Annotated in this window: 15 protein-coding genes, 1 tRNA gene and 1 pseudogene; 5 read left to right on the top strand and 12 right to left on the bottom strand. The window is 69.7% G+C overall.

The window, feature by feature from the left end; genetic code table 11:
- Positions 1-508 (top strand): HdeA/HdeB family chaperone (locus ACILRB_RS15425; RefSeq protein ID WP_395667182.1); only part of this gene is annotated, 508 nt, incomplete at its 5' end.
- 184 nt (positions 509-692) lie between these two features.
- On the opposite strand, the gene ACILRB_RS15420 is transcribed toward ACILRB_RS15425, so the two are convergent.
- The 5 genes from ACILRB_RS15420 to ACILRB_RS15400 all read right to left on the bottom strand — a co-directional run bounded on the left by ACILRB_RS15420 (position 693) and on the right by ACILRB_RS15400 (position 3,234).
- Positions 693-777: transfer RNA gene (locus tag ACILRB_RS15420), tRNA-Leu, on the bottom strand.
- 92 nt (positions 778-869) lie between these two features.
- Positions 870-1,364 (bottom strand): xanthine phosphoribosyltransferase, encoded by a 495-nt coding sequence (gene gpt / locus ACILRB_RS15415; protein WP_395667181.1) that lies wholly within the window; start codon positions 1,362-1,364, stop codon positions 870-872.
- On the bottom strand, positions 1,361-2,134 hold the full coding sequence (locus ACILRB_RS15410) for a competence/damage-inducible protein A (RefSeq protein WP_395667180.1): 774 nt from the start codon (positions 2,132-2,134) through the stop codon (positions 1,361-1,363). Before ACILRB_RS15410 ends, gpt begins: the two co-directional genes overlap by 4 nt.
- 36 nt (positions 2,135-2,170) lie before the next feature.
- Positions 2,171-2,590, bottom strand: a complete 420-nt coding sequence (locus ACILRB_RS15405; protein WP_395667179.1) for a secondary thiamine-phosphate synthase enzyme YjbQ — start codon at positions 2,588-2,590, stop codon at positions 2,171-2,173.
- Entirely contained in the window at positions 2,590-3,234 is a 645-nt protein-coding gene (locus ACILRB_RS15400; protein WP_395667178.1) for a M15 family metallopeptidase, read from the bottom strand. The genes ACILRB_RS15405 and ACILRB_RS15400 overlap by 1 nt, the downstream gene beginning before the upstream one ends.
- Positions 3,235-3,456: 222 nt before the next feature.
- Between ACILRB_RS15400 and ACILRB_RS15395 the strand changes: the two genes are divergently transcribed.
- Together ACILRB_RS15395 and ACILRB_RS15390 are read left to right on the top strand one after the other, a co-directional pair.
- The gene (locus tag ACILRB_RS15395; protein ID WP_395667177.1) at positions 3,457-3,930 is read left to right on the top strand and encodes an RDD family protein; all 474 of its coding nucleotides are present in this window, start codon (positions 3,457-3,459) and stop codon (positions 3,928-3,930) included.
- 151 nt (positions 3,931-4,081) lie between these two features.
- Positions 4,082-4,816, top strand: a complete 735-nt coding sequence (locus ACILRB_RS15390) for an arginyltransferase (protein WP_395667176.1) — start codon at positions 4,082-4,084, stop codon at positions 4,814-4,816.
- A 57-nt stretch (positions 4,817-4,873) separates the two neighbouring features.
- Here the strand turns inward: ACILRB_RS15390 and parC are convergent, their stop codons facing one another.
- Positions 4,874-7,123, bottom strand: a complete 2,250-nt coding sequence (parC, locus tag ACILRB_RS15385) for a DNA topoisomerase IV subunit A (RefSeq protein WP_395667175.1) — start codon at positions 7,121-7,123, stop codon at positions 4,874-4,876.
- A 290-nt stretch (positions 7,124-7,413) separates the two neighbouring features.
- Between parC and ACILRB_RS15380 the strand changes: the two genes are divergently transcribed.
- Complete coding sequence (locus tag ACILRB_RS15380; protein ID WP_395667174.1) at positions 7,414-7,647, top strand: hypothetical protein; 234 nt, start codon at positions 7,414-7,416, stop codon at positions 7,645-7,647.
- A gap of 32 nt (positions 7,648-7,679) precedes the next feature.
- Here the strand turns inward: ACILRB_RS15380 and tgt are convergent, their stop codons facing one another.
- The 6 genes from tgt to ACILRB_RS15350 form a co-directional block, all read right to left on the bottom strand.
- Positions 7,680-8,807, bottom strand: coding sequence for a tRNA guanosine(34) transglycosylase Tgt (gene tgt / locus ACILRB_RS15375; RefSeq protein ID WP_395667173.1), 1,128 nt, complete (start codon positions 8,805-8,807; stop codon positions 7,680-7,682).
- A complete protein-coding gene (gene queA, locus ACILRB_RS15370) occupies positions 8,804-9,949 on the bottom strand; it encodes a tRNA preQ1(34) S-adenosylmethionine ribosyltransferase-isomerase QueA (RefSeq protein ID WP_395667172.1) in 1,146 nt (381 codons plus the stop codon). Before queA ends, tgt begins: the two co-directional genes overlap by 4 nt.
- 41 nt (positions 9,950-9,990) lie before the next feature.
- On the bottom strand, positions 9,991-10,446 hold the full coding sequence (locus tag ACILRB_RS15365) for a peptidylprolyl isomerase (RefSeq protein WP_395667171.1): 456 nt from the start codon (positions 10,444-10,446) through the stop codon (positions 9,991-9,993).
- Positions 10,447-10,669: 223 nt separating this feature from the next.
- Positions 10,670-11,227, bottom strand: coding sequence for a peptidylprolyl isomerase (locus tag ACILRB_RS15360; protein WP_395667170.1), 558 nt, complete (start codon positions 11,225-11,227; stop codon positions 10,670-10,672).
- 98 nt (positions 11,228-11,325) lie between these two features.
- Positions 11,326-11,829, bottom strand: a complete 504-nt coding sequence (gene coaD, locus ACILRB_RS15355; RefSeq protein ID WP_395667169.1) for a pantetheine-phosphate adenylyltransferase — start codon at positions 11,827-11,829, stop codon at positions 11,326-11,328.
- 23 nt (positions 11,830-11,852) lie between these two features.
- A complete protein-coding gene (locus tag ACILRB_RS15350; protein ID WP_395667168.1) occupies positions 11,853-12,173 on the bottom strand; it encodes a 2Fe-2S iron-sulfur cluster-binding protein in 321 nt (106 codons plus the stop codon).
- A gap of 303 nt (positions 12,174-12,476) precedes the next feature.
- On the opposite strand from ACILRB_RS15350, the pseudogene ACILRB_RS15345 reads away from it, so the two are divergent.
- Positions 12,477-13,475: pseudogene (locus ACILRB_RS15345) on the top strand (apolipoprotein acyltransferase); the annotation flags it as partial.

Here is a 13,475-nt window from a genome sequence, read left to right as displayed (position 1 = left end):
CGGCGCGCTTTACGCGCCCGTGGCGCAGGCGCAGATCACCTATGACGTCACCAAGGTGACCTGCGAAGACTATCTCGCCATGCCGCCGCAGGTTTCGCATGATTTTTCGGCCTGGATGAGCGGCTGGTTCAACCAGAAGAACAACAACGCCACCGTCAATTTTGACGGCTTTGCGCAGAACGTCGAGAACGTCAAGAAGTGGTGCGGGACGAACCCGAAGGCCTCGGTGTTCGACGGCCTCACGCGCGCCGCGGCGAACGCCAAACAGGGCGTCGGCGGCCCGGCCGACGTCGACATGTCGCTCATCACCTGCAAGCAGTTCAAGGACCTCGCCGCCGACCGGCGCGCCGTCGTGCATTCATGGATGAGCGGCTATTTCAGCGCGAGCAAGAACCTCACCAAGATCGACCCGCGTTACGTCGAGCGCAACACCGAGGTCGTCATGAAATCCTGCGCTTCCAACAGCAACGCCAAGCTGATGACGGTCATCGAAAAGGAAGCCAAATAGGCTTCGCGGACCGTCGCCCGTCCGGCGGCGAGATCGGGAAGGCGGCCCTTGGGCCGCCTTTTTTGCGCGCGACGGTCTGGATCGGCCGCTGGCGGCCGCGTTCGCCCGGCGTTCCCCGCCCTTGCGTCTCGGGATTTCGGCGCGCCCCGGCGAAGGCGCGGCGATGACGTCTTGGCGCGGCGAATGGTGGCCGCCGCGGGACTCGAACCCGCACGCCCGAAGGCTCCCGATTTTAAGTCGGGTCTGTCTACCGGTTTCAGCAGGCGGCCGCCGCTTCTTCCCTAATGCGCGGCGTCGCGGGAAGAAAGCGGAATCGCGCATGGCGCCCGCGCTCCCGGCGCATGGCGCCCGCGCCCGGCGTTCAGCGCCCGCGCCCGGCGATCGGCGCCTGGAAGCTGAGGCCGAGGTCCCATGGAAAATAGATCCATGTGTCCTGCGAGACTTCGGTCACGAATTCGTCGACGAGCGGCGCGCCGAGCGGCTTGGCGTAGATCGTCGCGACGAGCGCGTTCGGCAGGGCGGCGCGCAGCAGGCGCGCCGTCGCGCCGGTGTCGGCGAGATCGTCGACGACGAGGACGCCCGCCCCGCCGCCGGCCGCGATCGGCGCGCTCACGTCCTTGAGCACGCGCGTCGCCCCTTGCGTTTTGTCGTCGGCATAGCTTGCGACGCAAAACGTGTCGACGACGCGCAGGTCAAGCTCGCGCGCGACGATCGCCGCCGGCGCCAGCCCGCCGCGCGTCACGGCCACGACCGCATGAAACGGCCCGCGACGCGCGAGCTTCCAGGCGAGCGCCCGCGCGTCGCGGTGCAGCTGGTCCCACGAGACATGGAACGCCTTCGGCTCGGCCCCGCTCATCCGACGGTCTTCGTCCGCATCTGGTCGGCGCCGCCGACGCGCAGCCGCTCGAGCAGGCTTTCGATCGCCGCCGCGGCCGCGGCGAGCTTGTCGTCGTCGCGGCCGCGCGCCACGATCTCATTGTGGAAGCTGTCGTTGCGGAAGGACGGATAGGAGCCGATCGAAAGTTCGGGATAGGCCTGCGCGATCTCGCTCAGTTCGGCGGCGTAGGCGCCTTCCGGAATGGCGCCCGCCGCGATCACCCGCGCATGCTGGCGCGCGCCGCGGTCGAGCTTCGGCGCGACCCGGTCGAGCATGGCCTTCATGATCGCCGGCACGCCGGCCATGGCGACGACATTGCCGATCCAGAAGCCCGGCGCCTTCGAGACGTCGTTCTCGATGAGTTCGGCGCCGAGCGGGATGCGCGCCATGCGGCGGCGCGCCTCGTTCAGATCCTGCGGCCTGACGCGTTCGAGCAGCATGGCGATGGCGCGCTCATCCTCCCTGACCTCGACGCCGAAGGCCGCGCCCACGGCGTCGGCGGTGACGTCGTCATGGGTCGGGCCGATGCCGCCGGTCGTGAACACATAGTCGAAGCGCGCCCTGAGCGCGTTGAGCGCGGCGGCGATCTCGCCGACGTCGTCGCCGACCACGCGGATCTCGCGCAGGTCGACGCCGAGCGAAAAAAGCGTGTCGGCGATATGGCCGCTGTTCGTGTCCCTGGTGCGCCCGGACAGGATCTCGTCGCCGATGACGAGCACGGCCGCGCTTACGGAGTCTTTCTGGGTCATGGTCGTCTCAGTCGCCTTGCTGTCCATGCGCGTGCGTCACGCGCCGATCAGATGCAGCGCGACGCGCCGCCTGTGCGGCGCGCGCCGGTGCTCGAAAAGATAGATGCCCTGCCAGGTCCCGAGCGTCATGGCGCCGGCGCCGACCGGCACGCCAAGCTGGGTCTGGGTCAGCGCCGCGCGAATATGCGCCGGCATGTCGTCAGGCCCCTCGGCGTCATGGACATAGAGCCCCTGCGCCTCCGGCGCGAGGCGCGCGAAGAAATGTTCGAGGTCGGCGCGCACGTCCGGGTCGGCGTTCTCCTGGATCAGGAGCGACGCCGAGGTGTGGCGGCAGAACAGGGTGAGGAGCCCGGTCTCGACGCCTTCGGCGCGCACGAAATCGTCGGCCTCGCGCGTGATCTCGACAAGGCCGCGCCCGCGCGTCGCAACCTCGATCTCGCGCAGGCTCTGGCGCATCAGACCACCTCGAAATCCTGCGGCGGCGCGCCCTCAAGCGCGCGCAGCGAAAAATGCCACCATTCCTGTTCGAGGCCGGCGAAGCCGCAGCGCTCCATCAGGGCGCGCAGGCGCGCGCGGTTCTGCTTCGCCTGCGGCGGGATCTGCTCCGCGCCATAGCCCGAAACAGGGTCGAACAGATCGAACGGCGAGCCGAAGTCGAGGCCGAGAAAGGCGAGGTCGACCGCGGCGCCCGTCGAATGCTGCGATTCGCGCGCAATATAGCCGAGCTTGAACAGGTCTTTCTTGTCGAGATGCGGATAATGCTCCGCCTTCATCGCGACGTCCGCCGGGTCCTGCGCCCAGGCGACGAAGGCGCGGGTCGCGCGCTGCGGCCGGTAGCCGTCGTAGACGACGAGCGTCAGCCCCTCGGCCGCGGCTTCGCGCGCCGCCGCCGCGAGCGCCCCGGCCGCCTCGCGCCGCAGCCAGCAGCGCGCCGCCGCATAGCCCGGGACCGGACGGCCGAGAAAATTCGCGCGGCCCGCATAGCGCATGTCCTCGACGATCTGCGGCGCGACGTCGCGCAGCGGAACGAAGCCGAGTTCGGCCGCGGCGCGGCGCGCGGCCTCGATGTCCGTTTCGTCGGTCGTCGGCAGGCGGCGCATCCCCCCTCCGCATGGTCGGGCGCCCGTTTCGAGACGCGGCGTCCGACAGGTTTTATGGCCTGTTTTTTGCGGCGCGCAACAGGCTTCGCGCCGCGGCGGCGGCGCAAGGCACGCGAAAACCCGCCCCTTGCGCGCCGCCGCGGCGAGGCCAAATATCAGGAGACGGCGCGGTGACGGGCGACCGGATGCGCCGACTGCCCCTCCTTGAGCGAAACGGACCCGATGAGCGATCTTCGCGGCGCCGAGCGGATGAGCTACGCCGCCCCGGCCTATCTGCCCGAAAACCTTCCGCGCGCCGCTTTTTCGGGCGTGCTGACGCGGCGCGTCTGCGCCTTCTGCCTCGACTTCATTTTGGTGTCGCTGTTCTCGGCCGCGATCTTCTTCGCGCTCGCCTTCGTGACGCTCGGCCTGTCGCTCCTCCTGCTGCCGCCGATCTTTCCCTTCGTCGCCTTCTTCTACAACGGCCTGACGGTGTCGGGCCCGAACATGGCGACGCCCGGCATGAAGGCCATGGACCTCGAAATGCGCACGACCGACGGCGGGCGCGTGTCTTTTCTCATCGCCGCGGCCCACGCCGTGATGTTCTATGTCTCGACCATGTTCATGCCGATCTTTCTCGTCGCGCTTGTGACGGAGGGGCGGCGCTGCCTGCATGACATTCTGGCCGGCGTGGTCGTCACGCGCCGGCCGCGATGACCGTCCGGCGGCCGCATGGGCCGCGCCTTTCCGGCCCGCGCCCTTTTGGCCCGCGCCCTTTGGGCCGGCGCATGATTTCAGTTGCGGCCGGCGCTGAAAACGCTAGCGTTGACGATCAGACATGAAGACCGGTTCGAAAGGGCAGACCAGCTTGACGCGAGAACCGCGCGACGCGCCGCAGTTCTATCTCACGGCTCCCGCTCCCTGCCCCTATCTGCCCGACCGTCAGGAGCGGAAGGTCTTCACGCATCTCATCGGCGGGCGCGCCGTCGGCCTCAACGACCAGCTCACCCTGTCAGGCTTCCGCCGCTCGCAGACCATCGCCTATCGCCCGGCCTGCGAGCGCTGCCGCGCCTGCGTCTCGGTCCGGGTCAAGGTCGACGAATTCCGCTGGTCGAAGACGTTCCGCCGCGCGCTCGAGCGCAACCACGATCTCGTCAGCGGCGTCGGCCGCACCGAGCCGACCGCCGAGCAATACGCCCTTTTCCGCCGCTATCTCGACGCCCGCCACGGCGAAGGCGGCATGGCCGACATGACCGTGCTCGACTATTCCATGATGGTCGAGGACACCCATGTCGAAAGCCGGCTGGTCGAATATCGCGCCCGCGACCCCGAGCGCCGCGGCGAGGGCGAGCTCGTCGCCGCCTGCCTCACCGACCTGCTCGCCGACGGCCTCTCGATGGTCTATTCCTTCTATGCGCCGGACCATCCGCAGCGTTCGCTCGGCACCTTCATGATCCTCGACCATATCGAGCGCGCCCGCCGCCTCGGCCTGCCGCATGTCTATCTCGGCTATTGGGTCGAGGGCTCGCAGAAGATGGCCTACAAGGAACGTTTTTTGCCGCAGGAGCGGCTCACCATGAACGGCTGGGAGCGGGTGGAGTAGGCCGCGCGCGCCCGCCGTCTCCCCCCTTCGTCTTTTCGGGCGCCCGCCGCGCGCCGCTCACCCGAACCTGTTGCTCTTTGGAAAGCCGCGCGGCGGCAGGCGCCCCGCCTCGGCCCGCGCGCCGACCCATTCGGCGAGATCGGCCGCCGCGACCACATGGGTCCGCCCGGCCGTATCCGTCCATGAGAGACCGTCGGCGAGCCTGAACACGCGCGCGTCGGCGAGGCCGCCGTCGCGATATTTCTGCAGCCGCACGCCCTTGCCGCGGGCCATCTCCGGGACCTGCTCCAGCGGAAACACGAGCAGCTTGCGATTGTCGCCGACGCAGGCCACATGGTCGCCCTCGGCCGAAACGAACAGGCGCGCCTTCGCCGGCTTCTCGACGTTGAGCAGCGCCTTGCCCTTGCGCGTGCCGCCGATCATCTCGTCCTGCGGCGCGACAAAGCCGCGCCCGTCGCTCGCGGCGACGAGCGTCTTCCGGCCGGGCTCGTAGACGGCCGCCGCCTCGATCGTCTCGCCTTCGCCGACGTCGGCGAACAGGCGCAGCGGCTCGCCCTGCCCGCGCCCGCCGGGCAGCTTGCCGGCGTCGAGCGTGAACACGCGCCCGTCGCTCGCAAGCAGCAGGATCTTCGAGACCGTCTCGGCGAAGACCGAGAAGGCCAGCGCGTCGTCGGCCTTGAAGGTCAGCGTCGAGAGATCCGCGACATGGCCCTTGAGCGCCCGCACCCAGCCCTTCTGCGACAGCACGACGGTCACCGGCTCGCGCTCGATCAGCGCGCTCGCGACGTCGATCTCGCCAAGGTCGGGCGCGGCCTCGAAGCTCGTGCGGCGTTTGCCAAGCTTCGTCTCGGGGCCGAATTTCTTCTTGAGCTCCCGGATCTCGGCGGCGATCTTGCGCCACTGCCGCGCCTCGTCGGCAAGCAGGCCCTCGACCTCGGCCTTCTCGGCCTCGAGCGCGTCATGCTCGCGCCGCAGCTCCATCTCCTCGAGCCGGCGCAGGCTGCGCAGCCGCGTGTCGAGCACGTAATTGACCTGAAGCTCGGTCAGCGAAAAGACCGCCTGAAGCCTCTCCTTCGGCTCGTCCTCCTCGCGGATGATGCGGATCACCTCGTCGAGGTTCAAAAACACGACCAGCATGCCGGCGACGAGTTCGAGCCGGCGCACGATCTCGGCGAGGCGATGGCCGGCGCGCCGGCGCAGCACCTCGCGCCGGTGGTCGAGCCATTGCCGCAGCGCCTCCCCGAACGAGACGACCCGCGGCGCGACGCCGTTTTCAAGCACGTTCAGATTGACCGGAAAGCGCGTCTCGAGCTCGCTCAGCCGGAACAGATGCTCCATCATCAGGGCGGGATCGACGGTCCGGCTCTTCGGCTCGATGACCACGCGCACGTCCTCGGCCGATTCGTCGCGCAGGTCGCCGACGAGCGGCAGCTTCTTGTCATTGAGAAGCTCGGCGATCTTTTCGATCAGGCGCGACTTCTGGACCATATAAGGGATTTCAGTGACGACGACGCTCCAGACGCCGCGCGCGCCCTCCTCGCGGCGCCAGCGCGCGCGCAGGCGGATCGCGCCGCGCCCGGTCGAATAGGTCTCGATCAGCGAGGCCTTCGATTCGACGATCACCCCGCCGGTCGGGAAATCGGGGCCGGGCGCGAAGGCGAGCAGCTGTTCGGTCGAGGCGTCCGAATGGGCGAGAAGATAAAGCGCCGCGTCGCAGAGCTCGGCGAGATTGTGCGGCGGAATCGAGGTCGCCATGCCGACGGCGATGCCCTGCGCGCCATTGGCGAGCAGGTTCGGCAGGGCCGAGGGCAGCACGGCGGGCTCGCTCTGGTCGCCCGAATAATTGTCGCGGAAATCGACGCAGTCCTCGTCGATGCCTTCGAGCAGCAGGCGCGCGACGTCGGTCATGCGCGCTTCGGTGTAGCGGTAGGCGGCGGCCCCGTCGCCGTCGATGTTGCCGAAATTGCCCTGGCCGTCGATCAGCGGATAGCGCGACGAAAAATCCTGCGCGAGGCGCACGAGCGCGTCATAGATCGCCTGGTCGCCGTGCGGATGGAACGAGCCCATCACGTCGCCGACGATTTTCGCGCATTTCTTGAAGGCGGCGCCGGGGTCGAGCCGCAAAATCTGCATGCCGTAGAGGATGCGCCGGTGCACGGGCTTGAGCCCGTCGCGCGCGTCGGGCAGCGCCCGGCCCATGATGGTCGAAAGCGCATAGGCGAGATAGCGTTCTTCGAGCGCCTCGCGCAGATTGACGGGCTCGGTCCCGCCCGAGGACGGCGGCGGCGGCTTGACGGTCTTTCCCATGGGCTAGGGGTAGCGGCGGCGGCCGGCGGATGCAAGTTCTGTTTTTGTTCCATGTCTGGCGAGGCGCTCGCAGGCTGTTTGGCGGTCAATCGGCCCACGCCACAGCTGGCCGTCTCTCCGATGAACAAGGAAATTTAAAGCCGACGCCACCCTGGCGCGCGCCGCGGCGCCGAAGACCCGTCCCTGTTGCGCCGCTGCACTAGCGCGCAAGCGCCCGCCTCCGCTACCAAAGTCGCGCCTTTCATCGAGCCGGGCGGCGGCGGCGCCCCCGGCGTAGAGACGGATGCGACATGATCAGGCTGGGTTCGGTTTTCGGTTTGGCGGTCTCGCTCTCCGTCCTCACCGCAGCTTATATGGCGATCCCCGAGGCCTCGCTGGCCGAGGGCCAGAAGCAGGCCGCGCTGAAGGACGGCTGCGTCGCCGAGCAGGTGGCGCTCGACGAAGGCTATGGCGTGACCCGCACCGAAACGCATGTCGTCTGCGCGAGCCAGGCCAATGAGGCCGCCGACAAGAAGAAGGACTGAGCCTCAGGCCGGGCGCCGCCCGGGGCGCGCCCTCAGGCCGCGCCTTCGCCGCGCGCCCAGCCCTCTTTGACCTCGGCGCGATAGTCCGCGAACCGCCCCTGCGCGACCGCCGCCCGCGCCCCCGCCATCAGCGCCTGATAATAGGCGAGATTGACCTCGGTCAGCAGCATCATCCCCAAAATCTCGCCGGCCTTGACGAGATGATGCAGATAGGCGCGCGACCAGCTGTTCGTCGCGGCGTTGTCCGACGCGGGGTCGATCGGCGCAACGTCCTCGGCGTGCCGCGCGTTGCGCAGGTTAATCTTGCCGAAGCGCGAATAGGCGAGCCCGTGCCGTCCCGCCCGCGTCGGCATCACGCAGTCGAACATGTCGATCCCGCGCGCGACCGCCTCGATGAGGTCGTCGGGCGTGCCGACCCCCATCAGATAGCGCGGCTTGTCACGCGGCAGTTCGGGCTCGGCGGTCTCGATCATGTCGAGCATCACCGCCTGCGGCTCGCCGACGGCGAGGCCGCCGAGCGCATGGCCCTCGAAGCCCATGGAAACGAGCGCCCGCGCGCTCTCGACCCGCAGCGGCTTCGAGGCGCCGCCCTGCACGATGCCAAACAGCGCCCGGCCCGGCGCGCGCGCGAAGGCGGCTTTCGAGCGCGCGGCCCAGCGCAGCGACAGCTCCATGGCGCGCCGCGCCTCGTCGTCGGAACAGGGCAGCCTCACGCATTCGTCGAACTGCATCTGGATGTCGGCGCCAAGCAGATGCTGGATCTCCATCGAGCGCTCGGGCGTCAGCATGTGGCGCGAGCCGTCGATATGGCTCTGGAAGGCGACGCCCTCCTCGGTCAGCTTGCGCAGCCTGGCGAGCGACATGACCTGAAATCCGCCCGAATCGGTCAGGATCGGCCCCGGCCAGTTCATGAGGCGATGCAGCCCGCCGAGCCGCGCGACGCGCTCAGGCCCCGGCCGCAGCATCAGATGATAGGTGTTGGCGAGCACGACGTCGGCCCCGGTCGCGGCGACGCGTCCGGGATGCATGGCCTTGACCGTCGCCGCCGTGCCGACCGGCATGAAGGCCGGCGTACGGATGTTTCCGCGCGGCGTCGAGATTTCGCCCCTCCGCGCCGCGCCGTCCTGCGCCAGCAGCCTGAACGAGAAAGCCTCGCTCACGGGGCCGCCTCCGGAAACAGCAGGCAGGCGTCGCCATAGGAAAAGAAGCGGTAGTTTTCTGAGATCGCATGGGCGTAGGCGGCGCGCATGGCCTTGAGCCCGCTGAAGGCGCAGACCAGCATGAACAGGGTCGAGCGCGGCAGGTGGAAATTGGTCAGCAGCGCGTCGACCGCCCTGAAGCGATAGCCGGGCGTGATGAAGATCGAGGTCTCGCCCGCAAAGGGCGCGATCGTCCCGTCTTCATTCGCGGCGGATTCGAGGATGCGCAGCGAGGTCGTGCCGGCGGCGACGACGCGCCCGCCCGCGGCCCGCGCGGCGTTGAGCGCGGCGGCGGCGGCGGCTGACACCTCTCCCCATTCGGCGTGCATCTGGTGCCCTTCGGTGTCTTGCGCCTTCACCGGCAGAAAGGTGCCGGCGCCGACATGCAGCGTGACGCGGACGAGGCCGACGCCGGCCCGCTCCAGCGCCGCAAGCAGCGCGGGCGTAAAATGCAGGCTCGCGGTCGGGGCGGCGACGGCGCCGGGCCTTGCCGCGAAAATGGTCTGGTAATCGGCGCGGTCTTCGTCGTCGCCCGGGCGCCTCGCGGCGATATAGGGCGGCAGCGGCATGGCGCCGACCGCTTCGAGCGCGGCGTCGAGCGCTTCGCCGGCGCGCTCGAAGCGCAGCAGAACCTCGCCGCCCTCGCCCTTTTCCAGCGCCTCGGCCGCAAGCGTCGGGCCCCCGGCCGCGCCCTCGATGGCGCCGCGCGCCGAAAACACGATCCTTTCGCCGAGCCTCAGCTTCTTGGCGGGACGCAAAAAGGCGCGCCAGAGGTCCGCCCCCTCGCGCTTGTGCAGCGTGGCTTCGATATGGGCCCGGCCTTCGCCCCTTGCGCGAAAGCCGTCGAGCCGCGCCGGAATGACCCGCGTGTCATTGACGACGAGCAGGTCGCCCGGCCGCAGCAGGCCCGGCAGGTCGCTCACGCGCCGGTCTTCGAGCGCCGGCGCGGCGCGGCCGAGGCCCGGCGCCGGCGGCGCGCTCCCCTGTCGGGCGGCCGCCGCGCCCGGGCGCACGCACAGGAGCCGCGCGGCGTCGCGCGGCTCGGCCGGGCGCAGGGCGATGAGGCGGTCCGGCAGGTCGAAATCGAACAGGTCGACGCGCATGAGGTCGGCTCAGGCGCGCCGCGCCGGAATCTGACGAAGGCTCAGCTCAGCGTCGCGTGCAGGATCTTGTCGGGATCCTTGACCGGCTCGCCGCGCTTGATCTTGTCGACGTTCTCCATGCCGGAGACGACCTTGCCCCAGACCGTATAGTTGCGGTCGAGGAAGCGCGCGTCGGCGAAGCAGATGAAGAACTGCGAATTGGCGGAGTTCGGGTCGGACGCGCGCGCCATGGAGACCGTGCCGCGCACATGCGGCTCGGCGTTGAACTCGGCCTTGACGTTCGGATATTTCGAGCCGCCCGTGCCGGTGCCGTGCGGGCAGCCGGTCTGCGCCATGAAGCCGTCGATCACGCGGTGAAAGACGACGCCGTCGTAAAACTTCTCTTCGACGAGCTTCTTGATGTGGGCCACATGGGCCGGGGCGAGATCGGGCCGCATCTCGATGACGACGGGGCCTTGGGTGGTTTCGAGCGTGAGCGTGTCGCCGGGGTTGGCCATGGAGACTCCTGCTGTTCGTCGCGGCGGGGCTCGCCGCGTCCGGGCCCCGCCGGGGCGAGGTCGTGAAGGCCGGGCAGGCGAGCGGCGACGCCGGGGCCGCGGGAGAGCGGCCGCTTCGGCGCGATCACATAGACGAAGCAGGCGCCGCCGTAAACCCGCGCGTTTTTTTGCGCGGGGTCCGGGCCTTGTTCCTGGCGCTATTTCCTGGCGCTATTTCTTGGCGCTATTTCTTGGCGTCCGTCGCCATCTGCATCTTGACGATCTTGTCGGGCTGGCTCACCGCCCCGTTCTGCTCGGTCGCGCCCTTCTTGATCTTGTCGACCACGTCCATGCCCGAGACGACCTCGCCGACCACGGTGTATTTGCCGTTGAGGAAGGGCGCGTCGGCGAAGACGATGAAGAACTGCGAATTGGCCGAATCGGGGTCGGACGAGCGCGCCATGCCGACCGTCCCGCGCTTGAACGGCGTCGCGGAGAATTCGGCCTTGATGTTGGGCAGGTCGGACTTGCCCGTCCCCGTGCCGGTCGGGTCGCCGGTCTGGGCCATGAAGCCGTCGATCACCCGGTGGAACACGATCCCGTCGTAAAAGCCCTTTTTCGTCAGCGTCTCGATCTGCGCCACATGTTTGGGCGCGAGGTCGGGCCGAAGCCTGATGACGATCCGCCCGTCCTTGGTGTCGAGGAAGACCGTGTCCTTGTCGGCCGCGCGGGCCTGCGGCGCGCCGAGGCCGAGGGCGAAGGCGAAGGCCAGCGCGAAGCCGGCGAGGATCATGCGTTTCATTGGCGTCGGTCCCTGTCTTTATGGTTTATGCGTCTTGAAGCTTGCGCCGGGCTCGCCCCGTTCGCGGGCGTCGCCCGTTCGCGAAACCCGCCCGCGCGTCAGCGTTTCGGCCCCATCTTCCGGGCGAGCGCCTCGAGCGCCGGCGCCGGCGCGAAGGACGAGACGTCCCCGCCCATGGCGGCGATCTGGCGGACCAATGTCGCGGTAATGTGGCTCACCTGCGGCGAGGCGACGAAGAAGACCGTCACGATTTCGGGCGCCATGGCGGCGTTCATGCCGGCCATCGGCGCCTCATAGTCGAGGTCCGAGCCGTTGCGCAGGCCGCGCACCAGCGTCTTCGCCCCCGCCGCGCGGGCCGCCTCGACCGCGAGGCCCGAAAACGCCACGACGCGCAGGGCGCAGCCGCGCTCGGCGAGCGGGGCCTTCGCGCAGCGCTCCAGAAGGTCGGCGCGCTCCTCGAAGCTGAACAGCGGCGTCTTCGACGGATGGACGCCGACGCCGGCGACGAGTTCGTCGCACACGGCCGCCGCCTTGACGATCACGTCGAGATGGCCGTTGGTCGGCGGATCGAACGAGCCTGCGTAAAACCCGACGCGGCGCATGCTCAGGCCCCCGCGCCGAACGGTCAGCCCTGCCGGTCGGGAGTGGCGACGACGATCCCGTCGAGTTCGGGCGTCATGGAGATCTGGCAGGAGAGGCGCGAATTGGCCTTGGCCTCATAGGCGAAGTCGAGCATGTCCTCCTCCTGCTCCGAAGGCGCGCCGGCGCGCGCGAGCCACGCTTCGTCGACATAGACATGGCAGGTGGCGCAGGCGCACCCGCCGCCGCATTCGGCCGTGATCTCGGGGACGGCGTTGCGCACCGCAGCCTCCATCACGGTGGAGCCGACCTCGGCCTCGACCTCGCGGGCCTCGCCGTGGGAGTCGACGAAGGTGATTTTCGGCATGTGTCGCTTGGTCCTGTCGTTTCGGTCCTGCGTCGTCCGGAGGCGCGCCAGGGCGCCGCGCCGTTCATGGCGGAACTTCGCGCCGCCCGCAAGGCCGGACGCGCCGATTCGGCGCGCGCCGCCACAGGCCGCGGACCGGCGCGGCGGCGGCCGTTAACGATGTTTGCAGAGCCCTGGCGGGCGCGGGTTCTAATCGCCAATGCCGGCATGTAAGGTAAGGATTGGTTAACTTCCGACTTCGTCCGCGCCGCGACGCTCCGCCCGAGCCACACCCAACGCGGCCGCCCCGACACGAGGAAAGCGATGGCGAGCTCCCCCAAGATCCACGATCCGGCCGCGGAGGCGCTGCTCGCCATCGAAGAAGCGCTCAACCTGCGCGCGAGCCTGATCGACCCCGAGCCCACGCCAGACGCCGCCGACGAGCCGCGCCGCAAGCCCGATCCGCGCCTGCCCTCGACCGCCGAGGACCCGGCGCTCTCGCCCGACGACGGCTTTTCGGCCTCGCTCGCCGAGGCCGGCCTGCGCCGCGGCGCGCCCGCCAACGACGACCGCCACGCCGCCGGCGAGATGATGCTGCGCAAGCTGCAGGCGCGCCCGAGCCGCGCCCCGACGCTCGTCGCCGCGCTCTGCTCGGCCGCCTGGGCCGCGCTCACGCTCGGCTATCTCGTCACGCATCGCGAGGCGCTGTTTTCCGGCCCCGAGGGCTCGGCCGCGCCGGCCGCCGCGCTTTATTTCCTCGCCATCGCCGGCCCGGTCGTGTTCTTCTTCGCGACCGCCGCCATGGCCCGCCGCACGCGCGAGATGCGCGCCGCCGCGCGCTCGCTCGGCGAGGTCGCCCTGCATCTCGCCGGGCCGGAGACCGTCGCGACCGAGCAGATCGTCACCCTGTCGCAGGCGATCCGCCGCGAGGTCGCCTCGATGGGCGACGGCATCGAGCGGGCGCTCGCCCGCGCCGGCGAGCTCGAGACGCTGGTGCGCTCCGAGGTCTCGAACCTCGAGCGCTCCTATTCCGACAATGAGCGCCGCGTGCGCGCCCTGATCGACGAACTCGTCGCCGAGCGCGACACGATCGTCTCCAACGCCGACCGCGTGCGCCTGGCGATCGGCCAGGCCGAGGGCGAGGCCGCCCGCGGCATCGAATCCGCCTCGGCCAGTTTCTCGGCGGAGCTCGGCGTCGCCGCCGCGGCCGTCGCCGCCTCGCTCGCCGCGCGCGGCGACGAAATCCGCGCGAGCCTCGACGAAGGCCGCGTCGCGCTGGTCGAGCGCCTCGGCGCCCAGGGCGACGACCTCGCGCGGCGCCTC

Origin of the sequence: Methylocella sp. (assembly GCF_044226135.1) — a bacterium.
Lineage (GTDB): Bacteria > Pseudomonadota > Alphaproteobacteria > Rhizobiales > Beijerinckiaceae > Methylocapsa.
The sequence above is the reverse complement of the archived record's forward strand: the minus strand, read 5'-3'. Positions and strand labels throughout refer to the sequence as shown.

Bases quoted from the DNA above. Each gene is read 5' to 3' on its own strand.
- coaD (WP_395667169.1), bottom strand. From the start codon at position 11,829: ATGCGCCGCGTCGGGTTTTACGCAGGCTCGTTCGATCCGCCGACCAAC.
- gpt (WP_395667181.1), bottom strand. From the start codon at position 1,364: ATGAGCGGGGCCGAGCCGAAGGCGTTCCATGTCTCGTGGGACCAGCTG.
- queA (WP_395667172.1), bottom strand. From the start codon at position 9,949: ATGCGCGTCGACCTGTTCGATTTCGACCTGCCGGACCGCCTCATCGCC.
- ACILRB_RS15400 (WP_395667178.1), bottom strand. From the start codon at position 3,234: ATGCGCCGCCTGCCGACGACCGACGAAACGGACATCGAGGCCGCGCGC.
- ACILRB_RS15395 (WP_395667177.1), top strand. From the start codon at position 3,457: ATGAGCGATCTTCGCGGCGCCGAGCGGATGAGCTACGCCGCCCCGGCC.
- ACILRB_RS15380 (WP_395667174.1), top strand. From the start codon at position 7,414: ATGATCAGGCTGGGTTCGGTTTTCGGTTTGGCGGTCTCGCTCTCCGTC.
- ACILRB_RS15405 (WP_395667179.1), bottom strand. From the start codon at position 2,590: ATGCGCCAGAGCCTGCGCGAGATCGAGGTTGCGACGCGCGGGCGCGGC.
- ACILRB_RS15360 (WP_395667170.1), bottom strand. From the start codon at position 11,227: ATGAAACGCATGATCCTCGCCGGCTTCGCGCTGGCCTTCGCCTTCGCC.
- ACILRB_RS15365 (WP_395667171.1), bottom strand. From the start codon at position 10,446: ATGGCCAACCCCGGCGACACGCTCACGCTCGAAACCACCCAAGGCCCC.
- ACILRB_RS15410 (WP_395667180.1), bottom strand. From the start codon at position 2,134: ATGACCCAGAAAGACTCCGTAAGCGCGGCCGTGCTCGTCATCGGCGAC.
- ACILRB_RS15350 (WP_395667168.1), bottom strand. From the start codon at position 12,173: ATGCCGAAAATCACCTTCGTCGACTCCCACGGCGAGGCCCGCGAGGTC.
- parC (WP_395667175.1), bottom strand. From the start codon at position 7,123: ATGGGAAAGACCGTCAAGCCGCCGCCGCCGTCCTCGGGCGGGACCGAG.